Genomic DNA, 14,903 nt, shown 5'->3' with positions numbered 1-14,903 from the left:
CACCATCTATGGCAGCGGGTTTCCCTTGCGATACGATGTAACAGGCACACCGCTATCGCGGGGCAAGCCCGCTCCTACGCGCTCGACTGTTCAGAACTCGGTCGGCTGGATGATCTCGACCCAGTAGTCGTCCGGGTCTTTGATGAATGCCAGGTGCTTCATGCGACCATCGCTCAAGCGCTTCTGGAAGGTGCAGCCCAGTTGCTCAAAGCGCTCGCAGGCGGCGCGAATGTCCGGTACCGAGATACAAATGTGGCCAAAGCCGCGTGGGTCGGTGTTGCCGTTGTGGTAGGCAAAGTCCGGGTCGTTTTCGGTGCCGTGGTTGTGGGTCAGTTCGAGGATGCCAGGAATCGACTTCATCCACTCGGTGCGCTTGGCCGCGTCGGCAGGGATTTGCGCCTTATCGACCAGCGCCAGGAAATACAGGCTGAACTCGGCTTCCGGGAAGTCGCGTTTTTCGATCAGGCTGAAACCCAGAACACGGGTGTAGAAGTCCAGCGACTTGGCAACGTCCTTGACCCGCAGCATGGTGTGGTTGAAAACAAAGTTCTGGGTCGCGGCATCCGGTTGCGCGGTGACACCCGGCAGGGTGTCAAGTTGATTCAGGCTCATGGGCACTCCGCTTTCAAAGGGCTGGCAACTGCGCTGCCAGCAAAACAGTCAGGGCCACATGATACGGAACTGAAACAATTGCGCAAACCAAAAGCGCCCCGCCTGGCAAGGGCGGGGCGCAAGCATTAGATGCCCGCCGAGGCGGGCGTATGGGGCGCTAGTCCGTTAGCGATCTTCATCCTGAGCGAGTGCTTGTGAAAAAAATGTGAAGAACGTCTTCACGAGCGCAACCAGCTGTCGACTGTTTTTGCACCGTACTGTTCTTTCCAGGCTTTGAGGCCGCGGTGGTTGCCACCCTTGGTTTCGATCAACTCACCGGTGTGCGGGTTTTCGTATACTTTGACCACGCGCGCGCGACGGGTTTTGGGGGCAGCGACCGCCCCTTTGGCTACGGCTTTAGGGTCAAGAATTGAAATGATATCGCGCAGGTTCTTGCCATAACTGTTCATCAGCTCGACAAGTTTGCGTTCGAACTCGATTTCGCGCTTGAGGCCGGCGTCCTTTTTCAGCGCCTCCAATTGCGCCATCTGTTCTTGAAGCGCTTTTTCGGCAGCACGAAACTCTGCAAGTCTGGACACTGTCATCACTCCTTTATGTCTGCAGTGACCCGGCATGCGTACAAACAAGGAAAAATCTGAATTACGCAGCCAGCACTGGGTTGGGCCCAACATCACACTACTAAAGAGTGTAGTAGTTTGGCGGCAACGGGTAAATATTTGAAATTTAACTTTGCTGCAATGGAACTTTCTTACTTACTTGCGCGTTAATCGGAAATAACTAGCCGAGCGCCTTTCATGTGCCTTAGACCATGGTCCTATGGCCCGAGATAGAGCGGTTTCGAGATAATTTCAGGTCAGCCTCGCACTTGCCAGTGCTGGATGCGATGCCGCTGCCTAGAAGGGCGTCGGTTGTGTTCTGTCATTCTTTCGGATTTTGCTTCTCATGTTTGCCCCATTTCCACTTGCACCCGGACGCAGCCTTGCTGGCCTGCTTGCGATGTTGGCTGCCGCTTCGTCTGAAGCAGGCGGATTTTTTGAAGACAGCAGCGCTAAAGTCGAAGCACGCAATGTCTATTTCAATCGCGACTTTCGCGATGGTCATGTCAGCTCCAACCAGGGCGCTTCGAAACGCGAAGAGTGGGCTCAGGGATTCATCCTCAATGTGCAGTCCGGTTTTACCCAGGGCCCTGTGGGCGTTGGTGTCGATGCACTGGGAATGCTCGGAATCAAACTCGACTCCAGTCCGGCCGACAGTAACAGTGGCTTGTTGCCCTCCAGTGGGCACGACCCGCGTGAGTCGGTAGATCAATATGCCAAGTTGGGATTGACTGGAAAGCTGCGTTATTCGCGCAGTGTCCTCAAGTACGGCGCACTGCTGCCAGACATGCCATTGCTCAAGTACAACGACGGGCGTTTGCTGCCAACGATGTTTCAGGGCGCGCTGCTCACCTCTGAGGAAATCAACAACCTCAAATTCAGTGTTGCTCGCCTCGACAAATACACCGCACGTGACTCGACCGATCGCCAGGACATCCGCGTGCACTGCAAGAACAAGCGCTATGCCTGCAACATTACCGCCGATCATTTCGATATGGCCGGTGTCGACTACAGGTTCAATGAACGCCTCAGTGCGCAGTATCAGGTCGCCAAGCTGGAAAACATCTATCGCCAGCATTACTTCGGTGTTGTCGCCAGCCAACCCCTTGACGTAGGTAGCCTGTCGGCCGACCTGCGCCTGATCAAGAGTGACGATATTGGCAATGCCCGCGCCGGTGAAATCGACCACCGTGCATTCAGCGGCATGCTCGGCTACAGCCTTGGCGGGCATAAGGTCAGCGCTGGCTGGCAGCGTATGTACGGTGAAAGCGCCATGCCGTACCTGGATGGCAGCAACCCGTATCTGGTCAACTACGCACAGGTTAACGACTTTGCCGCCGCCCAGGAGCGTTCCTGGCAACTGCGCTACGACTATGATTTCAAAGCGCTGGGCGTGCCCGGTTTGAGCTTTTTCACCCGTTACATCAACGGTGACCACATCAAAGTGCCGGGCAGCCTGGCCGAGGGTAAGGAGTGGGAGCGCGACACCGAGCTCAAGTACCAGATACAAAGCGGCACCTTCAAAGATGTCAGCGTGCGCCTGCGTAATTCCACTTACCGCAGTAACTACGAACAGTGGGCGCGAGACATGGACGAAACACGGGTGATCGTCAGCTACAACTTCTCGATCTGGTAAGCCGTGCATTGCCACGCCTGCCCGACCAGCCGACAATGGCGGCTGGTCGGGCGTGGGAATGAATGGCAATGAAGCAACTGTTGTTGATCGGCATCGGGCCGGGTAATCCGCGTCAGATCACCTATGAGGCCGTCGATGCACTGAACCGCGCCCAGGTGTTCTTCGTGCTCGACAAGGGTGAGGTCAAGGATGAACTGTTGCAGTTACGCAAGGCCATCCTTGAACGCTACATCCCACATCGGAACTACCGCCTGGTGCAGGTCGAAGACCCGCAACGTGACACCATTGCCAGCGACTACGTGGGCGCGGTGCAAGACTGGCATCTGCAACGCGCTGCGCTGTACGCCCGGCTGATTGAGTCTGAACTGGCTGAGGGTGAATGCGGGGCCTTCCTACTGTGGGGCGAGCCGACGCTGTACGACAGCACGTTACGCATTCTTGATCTTGTTCAAAGCCGTGGCGTTACCCTTGAGCTTGAAGTCATCCCTGGCATCAGCAGCGTACAGGCCCTGGCGGCTCGTCATAAGGTGGCGTTGAATCGTATTGGTGAGCCCCTGACCGTGTTGCCGGGCCGACGCCTGGCAGAGCAAGCGCAGGTCGACAACCTGGTGGTGATGCTCGACGGTCAATGCGCATTTGCCGCGCTGGACGATCCGCAATTGCAGATTTATTGGGGCGCTTACCTCGGTACCGCCGATGAGATGCTGATCGCCGGGCCTTTGAACGCGGTGCGTGAACAGATTTTGCAACAGCGTGAGCAGGCCCGGTTACGCAAGGGCTGGATCATGGACACTTATCTGCTGCGTCGCCTGCACTAGCCAGGCGGTTCTTCGCCTCGATCCACTGCGCCATGTATTGCGTACTCTTGTGTTGGTGGTGGCGCAGCATCGCACCGGTGAAGTTGAACAAACGATGCTGGTCGAGGTCGGCCAAGGCGTACTCGATGCGCTCGACCAGGGCCGCGCTGTGTTGGCGCCAGTCATAGCGTGCGCCGAGCAGTTGTAAGCCTTGTTGTTGTGCCTTCTGCCAGCGTGCCGGGTCGCTGTACAACTGCGCGGCAGCTTCGGCCAGCCCCTCTGCGGTACTGGCTACCGCACCAGGCCAGGGCAGGGCACCGTGCATCGCCTCTGCGCCGATCGGTGTGGTGACACTGGGCGTGCCGCACACCATGGCGTCGGTCAGCTTGCCCTTGATTCCGGCACCGAAACGCAACGGCGCCAGGCAGATGCGTGCATTGCTCATCACCTCCAGGGCGTCTTCAGCCCAGTTCATGATGTGAAAGCCTTCAACCGGCTTGTGCAATGCCGTGGCTTTAGGGGGCGTGTAGGCACCGTAGATGTGCAACTGGGCCTGCGGCAGGCGGCGGCGGATCATTGGCCACAAGCTGTTCTTCATCCACAACACGGCATCCCAGTTCGGGGCGTGGCGGAAGTTACCAATGCTGAGGAAGTGAGCGCGCTCCTCGTACGGTTTGAACGGCGCAGTAGGTACTTCGACCATTAACGGGCACCAGTGCAGCAGGTGCTCAGGAACGCCGAAGCCGTTGATCAGCAGGTCGATCTCGACGTCGGAGATCATCAGGCTCAGGTCGCTGCGGTAGATGGCCGCGAGTTCGCGCAGGGTCAGGTCGGCGCTGGCCATCTGCCGATACAGTTCGGGCCCTGAGGTGGCGAACAAGGCGCGGAAGTCGTTAGGGTCAAGCCCTTCGATCAGGCGGCGGCGCAGCAATTGCTGGCGTGCATCGCGCAGGCTTTGCAAGTCTGAAGTTTCCAGCACGCGCAAGGCATTGGGGCAGTGCTTTTCCACGCGCCAGCCAAATTGCTCTTCCATCATGAAACGGTCGAACAGCACCACATCCGGGGCCAGTTCGCTGACAAACTGATCGAAGCTGCTGTCGTTGAGGGTAATGGGTTGCTCGGCAATGCCCAGGGTAGCCAGGTCAGCTTTGTGCTCGCCGACCGTAGCCGGGCTGCTGAACGTTACCCGCCAGCCACGCTGCACGAAGCTTTCGAGGATCTGCATCATGTGACCGCCGGCAGCTGAAGAGCGCGGTTCAGGCCAGACGTAACCAATGACCAGGACGTTGAGAGCAGGCGTGAGCATGAGGGGAAGAGGCCTTGGGAAAAAGGCCCATTCTACAGTGTGCCGGGCTGACGTAGGAACGAGCTTGCTGTAGGAGCGGGCTTGCCCCGCGATTGCGGATGTCTGTGAAATTGCATCGCGGGGCAAGCCCGCTCCCACAAACTGTAGACAGTTCTCCCACCGGTCAGTCGATGGACAGGATACTTTGCACCTTGTCGCGCAGTTGATCGATGCTGAACGGCTTGCCAATCAGGTGCATGCCCTCCGGCACCTGGGTGTTTTCGGCATAGCCGCTGGCGAACAGGATCGGCAACAACGGCCTGACTTCTCGTGCCTTGGCCGCCAGCGCCTGGCCGTTCATGTCGGGCAGGCCGATATCGGTCATCATCAGCGCCAGCGCTTGATCGGGATTGTGCAAAATCGCTAACGCTGCAGCGCCGTCCTGGGCTTCAACTACCGCATAGCCCAGGGTTTCCAGCACATCAATGATCAACATGCGCACGATAGCGTCGTCTTCGACAACCAGAAGGGGCGCGGGAGGTGGAGGCATGTTCAAGGTCCTGTGCATGTGTATGTACTTACTCTGTATGCCGGGCGCTACCTGAAGTTCCCTGTTTGTTGTGCAGCATAGCGATCTGTACAAGGGGAGGGAACGATCCGGGCATTCAGGCCTCAAATGCTGGCTAAATGCCCTGCCAGAAATGTCAAAGCTGTTTAGACTCATGACAAGAAAGGTGCATGGATCACCTTCACTGGCGGGAAATAGAACAAATACTCGAATAATCCGCCACACTCTTTTGATTGATTCACTTGCCCGGACGTACGCGATGATTCAACCAGCCTCAATCGATCAGCAAAGCTTTCGCAAATTGCTGAGTCGCAACATCGGCCTGCCTCTTGGCGTTGGCCTGCTCAGTGCCGTGGTGTTCGTGGTGGTGATCAACTACCTGTTGTCGGCGATCCAGTGGGTGGAGCACACCGACCGGGTGATCAATAACGCCAACGAGGCGTTCAAGCTGTCGATCGACATGGAAACCGGCATGCGCGGTTTTCTCATCACCGGCGATGAGCGCTTTCTTGAGCCCTATGAAGTAGCCAAGCCGCAAGTGCTGTCCGGGCTGATGAACCTGCAGCAAATGGTCACCGACAACCCGCAGCAAGTGGATCGGCTGGACCGCTTGCTGGCACTGCAACAAGAGTGGAACAGCTTTGCCAGTCAGGTGATCGGCCTGCGTCGCGAGGACGCTGACTACCGCGGGCCGATTCGAGAAGGGCGCGGCAAGCGCATCACCGATGAGATCCGCAGGGAGTACGAGGCGTTCATTGGCATGGAGCAGCAGTTCAGGGTCGCGCGCAACGAACAGGTCAGCTCGCAGACGACGTGGGCGATTTCAGTGTACCTGGCCTTCATCGTCCTGCTCAGTGCGCTGCTGGCGTGGTTGGGGCGGCGCGATCTGTTGGCCTTGTCTGCAAGCTATAACAGCAATCTGCAGGCCCAGCAGCGTTCAACGCAGCGTCTTGAACAACAAGCCTGGTTACGGACCGGCCAGACGCAACTGGCAGAACAGGTGCTGGGGCAACTGACGCTGCCGACGTTGGGCAACAACATTCTGCAGTTTTTTGCCCGCTACCTGGGCAGTGTGGTCGCGGCGCTGTATGTGCGCGATGAACACGGAGGCTTGCATCGGGTGGCCACCTACGGTTTTTCTCGTGAGCAACAGGCGCGCGAGCAGGTGATCGGTGCCCAGGAAGGCATGCTTGCCCAAGCGGTGAACCAGGGGCGTCTGCTGCGCCTTGATGATGTGCCAGCCGATTACTTCAAGGTCAGCTCCGGCCTTGGTGAAGGCTTGCCGCGCAGTGTGCTGATGATGCCGGCCAGCAACGACGGGCAGGTTAATGGTGTGGTCGAGTTGGGCTTTCTGCGGCCATTGACCGAGCGCGATGTCGAACTGCTGGAGCTGGTTGCCGAGAACCTCGGCACGTCCATTGAAAGCGCTCGCTATCGCCAACGCCTGCAGCAAGTTCTGGCGGAAACCCAGCAACTCAACGAAGAGCTGCAAGTGCAGCAGGAAGAGTTGAAAACCGCTAACGAAGAACTTGAAGAACAGTCGCGCGTGCTCAAGGAGTCGCAGGCTCATCTTGAGACGCAACAGGCCGAGTTGGAACAAACCAACGAGCAACTGGCCGAGCAGCGTGACGCGCTGAACCGCAAGAACGGTGAGCTGAAACAGGCTCAGGCAGAGTTGCAGACCCGTGCCCAGGAGTTGCAACGTTCGAGCAAGTACAAGTCGGAATTCCTCGCCAATATGTCTCACGAGTTGCGCACGCCGCTCAACAGCTCGCTGATTTTGGCCAAGTTGCTGGCCGAGAATGCCGAGGAGAATCTCAGTGACGAACAGGTCAAGTTTGCTGAGTCGATCTATTCGGCGGGTAATGATCTGCTCAGCTTGATCAATGACATTCTCGACATCGCCAAGGTGGAGGCCGGCAAGCTTGAGGTGCGCCCGCAAAACACGCCGTTGGTTGGCCTGGCTGAGAGCTTGCAAACGCTGTTCGAGCCGCTGGCCAGCGAGAAGCAATTGGGCTTTAGCGTGGTCATCGAGCCGCAGGTGCCGCAAAGCGTGTACACCGACCGCCAGCGTCTGGAACAGATCCTGAAAAACCTGCTGTCCAACGCGGTGAAGTTCACCGAAAAAGGCGAGGTCAGCCTGACGGTCAGTTGGCAGCCAGGTACCGGCGTGGTCTTCGCGGTTCGCGACAGTGGCATCGGTATTGCCGCCGACCAGCAGCAAAGTATCTTCGAAGCCTTCCACCAGGCCGATGGCACCAGCAACCGTCGTTATGGTGGTACCGGCTTGGGCCTGTCGATTTCCCGCGATCTGGCGCACCTGCTTGGTGGGCAGATCAGCGTCGACAGCAGCCTGGGCCAGGGCAGTGTGTTCAGCCTGATTCTGCCGGAACGCTACGAACCGATCATCAACCAGAAGCCGGAGGCACGCGTCGCTCAGATGCCGGTCAGCGTGGTGGCAGACGTACCCCAGGTGTCGCCCACCACGGCGCCGGTGCCGCGCAGTGCGCCGGCGTTTGCCGATGACCGGGCCCTGGCGCCGTTCAGCAATCGTTGCATTCTGGTGGTTGAGGATGAGCCGAACTTTGCGCGCATTCTCTTCGACCTGGCCCATGAGCTGGGCTACAGCTGCCTGGTCGCGCAGGCCGCTGACGAGGGCTTCGAGTTGGCAGCCAGCTTTGTTCCCGATGCCATCCTGCTCGACATGCGCCTGCCGGATCACTCCGGCCTCACCGTCTTGCAGCGCCTCAAGGAACAAGCCAGCACTCGGCACATTCCAGTGCACATCATTTCGGTGGAGGACCGGGTAGAGGCGGCCATGCACATGGGTGCCGTTGGTTATGCGGTGAAACCCACCAGCCGGGAAGAGCTCAAGGCGGTGTTCGCCCGCCTGGAAGCCAAACTGACCCAGAAGCTCAAGCACATCCTGCTGGTCGAAGACGATGATCTGCAGCGTGAAAGCATCGCGCGGCTGATTGGTGACGATGACATCGAGATCACCGCCGTCGGTATGGCTCAGGACGCCCTGGACCTGCTGCGCGAGAACGTCTACGACTGCATGATCATCGACCTGAAGCTGCCCGACATGCTTGGCAATGAACTGCTCAAACGCATGTCGACTGAAGACATTTGCGCGTTTCCGCCGGTGATCGTCTACACCGGGCGCAACCTGACCCGCGATGAAGAAGCCGACCTGCTCAAGTATTCACGCTCGATCATCATCAAAGGCGCACGCTCACCGGAGCGCTTGCTGGATGAGGTGACCCTGTTCCTGCACAAAGTCGAATCCTCGCTGTCTCATGAACGCCAGCGCATGCTCAAGACCGCGCGCAGCCGCGATAAAGTCTTCGAAGGGCGCAAGCTGCTGCTGGTAGACGATGACGTACGCAACATCTTCGCCCTGACCAGCGCTCTGGAGCACAAGGGCGCGATTGTCGAGATCGCCCGCAACGGGCGTGAGGCGATCGAACGCCTGGAACAGCATACCGACATCGACTTGGTGTTGATGGACGTGATGATGCCGGAGATGGATGGCTATGAGGCCACGCGGCTGATTCGTCTACAGCCGCAGTGGCGCAAGCTGCCGATCATCGCCGTCACTGCCAAAGCCATGAAGGATGATCAACAGCGCTGCCTGCAGGCTGGCGCCAATGATTATCTGGCCAAGCCCATCGACCTTGACCGCCTGTTTTCGCTGATTCGCGTGTGGCTGCCGCAACTGGAGCGCATTTGACTATCGAACGTAACACTGACATCGAGATACGGCTGTTGATCGAGGCCATTTACCTCAAGTACAGCTACGATTTTCGCGATTATTCCGGGGCCTCGATCAAGCGCCGGATCCAGCATGCTGTGCGCCAGTTCGACTGCAAAACAGTCTCGGCGCTGCAGGAGCGGGTCTTGCACGATCCCGGAACGTTCATGCAGTTATTGCAGTTTCTGACTATCCCGGTCAGTGAGATGTTTCGCGACCCGGAACATTTCCTCGCTCTGCGCCGGGAGGTGGTGCCGCTGCTGCATACCTGGCCGTCGTTGAAAGTCTGGATCGCCGGTTGCAGCACTGGTGAAGAGGTCTACTCGATGGCCATCCTGCTGCGTGAAGAAGGGTTGCTGGAGCGCACAATCATCTATGCCACCGACATCAACCCCAGTTCACTGGAGAAGGCCAAGCAGGGTATCTACTCGATGCAGAACATGCGTGGGTATGCCGAGAACTACCGCAAGGCCGGTGGCCGGCGAGACTTCAGCGAGTACTACACCTGTGCCTACGGCAATGCCATTCTCGACAGCAGCCTGCGCGAAAACGTGACCTTCGCTGACCACAGCCTGGCGACCGACAGTGTGTTTTCTGAAACCCAGTTGATCTCCTGCCGCAATGTGCTGATCTATTTCAACAAACGCTTGCAGGATCGCGCGTTCGGCTTGTTTCACGAATCGTTGTGCCATCGTGGTTTTCTGGTATTGGGCAGCAAGGAAACCCTGGACTTCTCCGCCTATGCGGACCGGTTCCAGACCCTGGTCAAGCCCGAACGGATCTACCGCAAATCATGAACGGCATCCAAGCGGTTGTGCTCGGCGCCTCAGCCGGTGGCGTCAGTGCCTTACTCACCTTGTTCCATGCCTTGCCGCAGGATTTTCAGGTGCCGCTGGTGTGTGTGCTGCACTTGCCCGATGATCGTCACAGTCAGCTGGCAGACGTGTTCAGCCGCAAGCTGGGGCGCCCGGTGTGTGAAGCGCAGGACAAGCAGCCGGTGGCTGCCGGTATGATTTATTTTGCCGGCCCCGGTTATCACCTGTCGGTCGAACGTGACCGCAGTTTTTCCCTGAGCCAGGAGGAACGGCTGTATTTTTCGCGCCCCTCCATCGACTTTCTGTTCGAGTCTGCCGCCGACGCCTACGGTCCGGCGCTGCTCGGGGTACTGCTGACAGGCGCCAATGAAGACGGCGCCCGGGGGCTGGCGCAGATCAAACAGCTGGGCGGCTATACCGTCGTTCAAGACCCGCACGAGGCGCAAGTCGCGACCATGCCCAAGGCCGCGCTGACCTTGCACCATCCTGACTACATATTGCCGCTGAGCGGCATCGGGCAATTGCTCGCCAAGCTGGAACCCCCAGAATGCTAAGCCATATCCAAGCTAAAGTGCTGATCGTCGACGACCTGCCAGAGAACCTGCTGGCACTGGAGGCTGTGGTCAAGGGCAGCGACATTGAAGTGCATCAAGCCCAGTCTGCCGACCAAGCGTTGTCGCTGTTACTTGAACATGAGTTTGCCCTGGCCATTCTGGATGTGCAGATGCCCGGCATGAATGGCTTCGAACTGGCAGAACTGATGCGCGGCACTGAGAAAACCAAGAACATCCCCATCGTTTTTGTCAGCGCCGCCGGGCGCGAAATGAACTATGCCTTCAAGGGCTATGAAAGCGGGGCGGTGGACTTTTTGCACAAACCCCTGGATATCCAGGCGGTGAAAAGCAAAGTGGCGGTGTTTGTCGATCTGTTCCGCCAGCGTAAAGCCTTGGGCCAGCAATTGGAGGCCCTTGAACGCAGTCGCGAAGAGCAGGAACAACTGCTGACCCAATTGCAGTTCGCCCGCCGCGAGTTGGAGCATGCGGTGCGCATGCGTGACGATTTCATGTCGATTGTCTCGCATGAAGTGCGCACGCCGCTCAATGGTCTGATTCTCGAAACCCAGTTGCGCAAATTGCACTTGGCACGGGGCAATGCCGAGGCCTTTACCCTCGACAAGATGCAGGCGATGGTCGAACGCGACGAACGCCAGATCAATAGCCTGATCCGCCTGATTGAAGACATGCTCGATGTGTCACGGATACGTACCGGCAAGCTGTCGATCCGCCCCGGCCAGTTTGACTTGACGCACTTGGTGGCTGGCCTGGTCGAGAACTTCAGCGCGCAGGCCGTGGCGGCTGATTCGCCCCTTGAGTTCAAGGCCGATGCGCCGTTGCTGGGGGTGTGGGATGAGTTTCGCATTGAACAGGTGGTAGCCAACTTGTTGACCAATGCATTGCGTTACGGCGCACGGCAGCCGATCCAGGTGCGGACTTTCGAGGAGCAGGGATTGGCCTGCGTCGAGGTCCGTGACCAGGGGATTGGCATCAGCCCGCAGAACCAGCAGCGCATCTTTCAGCAGTTTGAGCGTGTTACTTCAAACCAGGGCAATGCGGGCCTGGGCCTGGGCTTGTACATTTCGGAGCAGATCGTGCTGGCGCATGGCGGTCGTATCGAGGTGCAAAGCGCGGAAGGCGAAGGCGCAACCTTCACCGTGCGCCTACCACTGATCAAACTGTAGGTGCGCAATACCATGTTTTACAGAGGCCCTGCTCAGTGGGAGCGGGCTTGCCCCGCGATAGTGGTGTGTCAGTCACATCGTATCGCGGGGCAAGCCCGCTCCCACTGACTGCTCATACCATGGTGTTGAGGCTTTCGCCGCGCAAGGTGCGTTCGATGTCGCCCAATACCATGCTTTCCATCAACGGCAATCCAGGGCAATGCGGGTCTGCTGTGGGAGCGGGCTTGCCCCGCGATGCGATGTGACTGATACAGCGCTATCGCGGGGCAAGCCCGCTCCCACTGACTGCTCATACCATGGTGTTGAGGCTTTCGCCGCGCAAGGTGCGTTCGATGCCGCCCAATACCATGCTTTCCATCAACGCCAACCCTTGCGCTTGCGGCAGCTGTGAGGCTTGCAGCCAGCCAGGCAGGCTGTTGAGTAGGTTGGCGATGACATGGGCCGTGGCATTCAGCGCCTTGCCGCGCAAGGTGGCCTTGGGCACGATCAGGCGCAGCAGCGCGGTTTCGTACTGTTGACGCAACTCACCGATACGGGCCTGCTGCTCGGGCGTCAGGCAGCATTGGTCGCGCTCGGCCAGGCGAAATTGCAATGGCCGCTCGGCATGTAGGGCCCAATGGGCGGCGATCACTTCAGTCAGGGTTTGCTGATGAGCACGCCGCCCCTGGTTAAGGGTGGCAAGCAGTTCTTCGTACAACTCTTCGATCAAGTCGTACAGCAAGTCCTGCTTGCTGGGAAAATGGTGATACAGCGATCCTGGGGTCAAACCCAGGTGGCTGGCCAGTTCGCGCATGCTTACCTGGCCAAAACCTTTCTCGGCAAACAGCGCCAAGGCCCTGTCACGCCGCTCATCGAAGTTCGCACAGCGCAAAGCGGCGTTCATGGGCATACTCCTCAGTAGGTGTAGAAGCCGCGACCGCTCTTGCGTCCCAGGTAGCCGGCGGCAACCATTTCCTTGAGCAGGGGAGCAGGGCGGTACTTACTGTCGTTGTAGCCTTCGTAGAAGGCATCGAGGATCGCCAGCAGGGTGTCCAGACCGATCAGGTCGGCCAGTGCCAGCGGGCCGATCGGTTGGTTGCAGCCCAGGCGCATGCCGGTGTCGATGTCTTCGGCACTGGCCAGGCCTTCCTGCAGCACGAAGATGGCTTCGTTGATCATCGGCACAAGGATGCGGTTGACCACGAAACCGGGACGGTTGCCGGCACTGATTGGCGTCTTGCCCACCTGTTCGGTCAGCGCCAATGCCGCAGCGTAGGTCGCGTCGTTGGTCTGCAGGCCACGGATGATCTCGACCAGCGCCATCATCGGCACTGGGTTGAAGAAGTGCACGCCGATAAAGCGCTCTGGATGGCTGACCGCAGCCCCCAGTTGCGTGATCGACAGCGACGAGGTGTTGGTGGCAATCACGCAGTCGCTGCTGACGCTGGCGGCGATCTGCTGCAGGATGCGCAACTTCAGCTCGAGGTTCTCGGTGGCCGCCTCGATCACCAATTGCGCCTGTTGCAACTGGGCGTAGTCGGTGGTGGTGCGGATGCGTGCCACTGCCGCTTCGGCGGTTTCAGCGGACAGGGTCTGTTTGCTGACCTGACGCTCGAGGTTTTTGCGCAGGGTGGCCAGGCCGCGCTCCAGCGCGGCGTCGGACACATCGATCAGGGTCACCTGATAACCGGCCACCGCACAGACCTGGGCAATACCGTTGCCCATGGTGCCTGCACCGATGACCGCAATATTCTGAATACTCACCTTGAAAGCTCCTTGGCTCAGACGCGCTCGAAGACCACGGCAATGCCTTGACCGCCGCCGATGCACATGGTGGCCAGGGCATAACGGCCTTCAATGCGTTGCAGCTCGTGGATTGCTTTGGTGGCGATGATCGCGCCGGTAGCGCCAACCGGGTGGCCGAGGGAAATGCCCGAACCGTTCGGGTTGACCTTCTCAGGGTCAAAGCCCAGCTCGGCAGACACCGCGCAGGCCTGTGCAGCGAAGGCTTCGTTGGACTCGATAACGTCCAGGTCAGCGACTTCAATACCGGCTTTGGCCAGCGCTTTACGGGTGGCAGGAACCGGGCCCAGGCCCATCAGTTCTGGCTCGACGCCGGCGTGGGCGTAAGACACCAGGCGTGCCAGCGGCTTGAGGCCGTGGCGTTTGACGAAATCACCGGTGGCCAGAACCAGAGCGCCGGCGCCGTCGTTCAGGCCGCTGGCGTTACCGGCAGTGACGGTACCGTCTTTCTTGAAGGCAGCTTTCATGCCGCTCAGTTGCTCGGCAGTCACATTACCGCGCACGTGCTCGTCGACTTCAAAGCGCACGGTGCCTTTGCGGCTTGGGATGTCAATCGGCACGATCTGGCTGGTGAATCGGCCTTCGGCGATGGCGCGTGCAGCGCGCTGCTGGCTGGTCAGGGCAACTTCGTCTTGCATCTGACGGGTGATGCCATTGCGCTCGGCAACGTTCTCGGCAGTGATGCCCATGTGGAAGCCGGCGAACGGGTCGTGCAGCACACCGAGCATGTAGTCGACGCCATTGAGGTCACCCATGCGCGCACCCCAACGGGCTTGCGGCAGCAAGTAAGGGCCACGGCTCATGGATTCGGCACCGGCGGCCACCACTGCTTCGGCTTCGCCGAGCAGCAGGGTTTGCGCGGCAGAGACGATGGCCTGCAGGCCCGAACCGCAGAGGCGGTTGACGTTGAAGGCCGGGGTTTCTTTCGGCACGCCGGCGTTCATCGCGGCAACCCGCGCCAGGTAGGCATCGCGGGCTTCGGTCGGAATCACGGTACCCATGACCACATGGCCGATGTGTTCAGGTGCCACACCGGCACGCTCGATCGCGGCGCGGGTCACGGTGCTGGCCAGGTCAGCCAGGGGCATATCCTTGAGGGTGCCACCAAAACTGCCGATGGCCGAACGGACGGCGCTGACTACGTAGATTTCCGGGGTGCTCATGATTGACTCCAGTATGCGAAAGCATGGCGGGGCAGTGGCAGGCTCTGCGAGAATGCACGCCACGCCAGTTCAGGTTGTCATCGAGTCTAGGCAAAGCCTTTGGCCAGGCCTATGCCTTAACTGTTCAGCAAAACTGGTATTTTTTGCCACCCCCTTT

General features: G+C 59.1%; 13 protein-coding genes. 6 read left to right on the top strand and 7 right to left on the bottom strand.

Annotation, left to right across the window (positions count from 1 at the left end):
• Positions 1 to 90: 90 nt before the first annotated feature.
• Together gloA and E1573_RS14910 are read right to left on the bottom strand one after the other, a co-directional pair.
• Positions 91 to 612 carry a lactoylglutathione lyase gene (gene gloA / locus E1573_RS14915; protein ID WP_133214954.1) on the bottom strand — a complete coding sequence of 174 codons (522 nt, stop codon included), beginning with the start codon at positions 610 to 612 and terminating at the stop codon, positions 91 to 93.
• Between the two features lie 218 nt (positions 613 to 830).
• Complete coding sequence (locus tag E1573_RS14910; RefSeq protein ID WP_133214952.1) at positions 831 to 1,190, bottom strand: histone-like nucleoid-structuring protein, MvaT/MvaU family; 360 nt, start codon at positions 1,188 to 1,190, stop codon at positions 831 to 833.
• A gap of 364 nt (positions 1,191 to 1,554) precedes the next feature.
• Here E1573_RS14910 and E1573_RS14905 point away from each other — a divergent pair, with 364 nt between their 5' ends.
• Both E1573_RS14905 and cobF read left to right on the top strand, forming a co-directional pair.
• Positions 1,555 to 2,844, top strand: coding sequence for an OprD family porin (locus E1573_RS14905; protein ID WP_133214950.1), 1,290 nt, complete (start codon positions 1,555 to 1,557; stop codon positions 2,842 to 2,844).
• Between the two features lie 68 nt (positions 2,845 to 2,912).
• Positions 2,913 to 3,662: a precorrin-6A synthase (deacetylating) gene (cobF, locus tag E1573_RS14900; protein ID WP_133214948.1), complete on the top strand. Its 750-nt coding sequence runs from the start codon at positions 2,913 to 2,915 to the stop codon at positions 3,660 to 3,662.
• On the opposite strand, the gene E1573_RS14895 is transcribed toward cobF, so the two are convergent.
• The gene (locus E1573_RS14895; protein WP_133214946.1) at positions 3,628 to 4,947 is read right to left on the bottom strand and encodes a glycosyltransferase; all 1,320 of its coding nucleotides are present in this window, start codon (positions 4,945 to 4,947) and stop codon (positions 3,628 to 3,630) included. The genes cobF and E1573_RS14895 overlap by 35 nt on opposite strands.
• Positions 4,948 to 5,110: 163 nt before the next feature.
• Positions 5,111 to 5,476, bottom strand: a complete 366-nt coding sequence (locus E1573_RS14890) for a response regulator (RefSeq protein ID WP_133214944.1) — start codon at positions 5,474 to 5,476, stop codon at positions 5,111 to 5,113.
• Positions 5,477 to 5,753: 277 nt separating this feature from the next.
• Between E1573_RS14890 and E1573_RS14885 the strand changes: the two genes are divergently transcribed.
• The 4 genes from E1573_RS14885 to E1573_RS14870 are packed head-to-tail and all read left to right on the top strand — an operon-like array spanning position 5,754 to position 11,801.
• Positions 5,754 to 9,227, top strand: coding sequence for a response regulator (locus tag E1573_RS14885; protein ID WP_133214942.1), 3,474 nt, complete (start codon positions 5,754 to 5,756; stop codon positions 9,225 to 9,227).
• Positions 9,224 to 10,045 carry a protein-glutamate O-methyltransferase CheR gene (locus E1573_RS14880; protein ID WP_133214940.1) on the top strand — a complete coding sequence of 274 codons (822 nt, stop codon included), beginning with the start codon at positions 9,224 to 9,226 and terminating at the stop codon, positions 10,043 to 10,045. Before E1573_RS14885 ends, E1573_RS14880 begins: the two co-directional genes overlap by 4 nt.
• Positions 10,042 to 10,617 (top strand): chemotaxis protein CheB, encoded by a 576-nt coding sequence (locus tag E1573_RS14875; protein WP_133214938.1) that lies wholly within the window; start codon positions 10,042 to 10,044, stop codon positions 10,615 to 10,617. Before E1573_RS14880 ends, E1573_RS14875 begins: the two co-directional genes overlap by 4 nt.
• Positions 10,611 to 11,801: a hybrid sensor histidine kinase/response regulator gene (locus E1573_RS14870; RefSeq protein WP_133214936.1), complete on the top strand. Its 1,191-nt coding sequence runs from the start codon at positions 10,611 to 10,613 to the stop codon at positions 11,799 to 11,801. The genes E1573_RS14875 and E1573_RS14870 overlap by 7 nt, the downstream gene beginning before the upstream one ends.
• Before the next feature lie 289 nt (positions 11,802 to 12,090).
• On the opposite strand, the gene E1573_RS14860 is transcribed toward E1573_RS14870, so the two are convergent.
• The 3 genes from E1573_RS14860 to E1573_RS14850 are packed head-to-tail and all read right to left on the bottom strand — an operon-like array spanning position 12,091 to position 14,746.
• A complete protein-coding gene (locus E1573_RS14860) occupies positions 12,091 to 12,690 on the bottom strand; it encodes a TetR/AcrR family transcriptional regulator (protein WP_165957332.1) in 600 nt (199 codons plus the stop codon).
• Positions 12,691 to 12,695: 5 nt separating this feature from the next.
• Positions 12,696 to 13,565, bottom strand: a complete 870-nt coding sequence (locus E1573_RS14855) for a 3-hydroxybutyryl-CoA dehydrogenase (protein WP_371925170.1) — start codon at positions 13,563 to 13,565, stop codon at positions 12,696 to 12,698.
• Complete coding sequence (locus E1573_RS14850; protein ID WP_133214930.1) at positions 13,562 to 14,746, bottom strand: acetyl-CoA C-acyltransferase family protein; 1,185 nt, start codon at positions 14,744 to 14,746, stop codon at positions 13,562 to 13,564. Before E1573_RS14850 ends, E1573_RS14855 begins: the two co-directional genes overlap by 4 nt.
• Positions 14,747 to 14,903 lie beyond the last annotated feature (157 nt).

The organism is Pseudomonas sp. H9 (genome assembly GCF_004353925.1).
Classification (GTDB): Bacteria; Pseudomonadota; Gammaproteobacteria; order Pseudomonadales; family Pseudomonadaceae; genus Aquipseudomonas.
This window is presented reverse-complemented; position numbering and strand designations above follow the sequence as displayed.

Bases quoted from the DNA above. Each gene is read 5' to 3' on its own strand.
- gloA (WP_133214954.1), bottom strand. From the start codon at position 612: ATGAGCCTGAATCAACTTGACACCCTGCCGGGTGTCACCGCGCAACCG.
- E1573_RS14885 (WP_133214942.1), top strand. From the start codon at position 5,754: ATGATTCAACCAGCCTCAATCGATCAGCAAAGCTTTCGCAAATTGCTG.
- E1573_RS14875 (WP_133214938.1), top strand. From the start codon at position 10,042: ATGAACGGCATCCAAGCGGTTGTGCTCGGCGCCTCAGCCGGTGGCGTC.
- E1573_RS14905 (WP_133214950.1), top strand. From the start codon at position 1,555: ATGTTTGCCCCATTTCCACTTGCACCCGGACGCAGCCTTGCTGGCCTG.
- E1573_RS14870 (WP_133214936.1), top strand. From the start codon at position 10,611: ATGCTAAGCCATATCCAAGCTAAAGTGCTGATCGTCGACGACCTGCCA.
- E1573_RS14860 (WP_165957332.1), bottom strand. From the start codon at position 12,690: ATGCCCATGAACGCCGCTTTGCGCTGTGCGAACTTCGATGAGCGGCGT.
- E1573_RS14850 (WP_133214930.1), bottom strand. From the start codon at position 14,746: ATGAGCACCCCGGAAATCTACGTAGTCAGCGCCGTCCGTTCGGCCATC.
- cobF (WP_133214948.1), top strand. From the start codon at position 2,913: ATGAAGCAACTGTTGTTGATCGGCATCGGGCCGGGTAATCCGCGTCAG.
- E1573_RS14890 (WP_133214944.1), bottom strand. From the start codon at position 5,476: ATGCCTCCACCTCCCGCGCCCCTTCTGGTTGTCGAAGACGACGCTATC.
- E1573_RS14895 (WP_133214946.1), bottom strand. From the start codon at position 4,947: ATGCTCACGCCTGCTCTCAACGTCCTGGTCATTGGTTACGTCTGGCCT.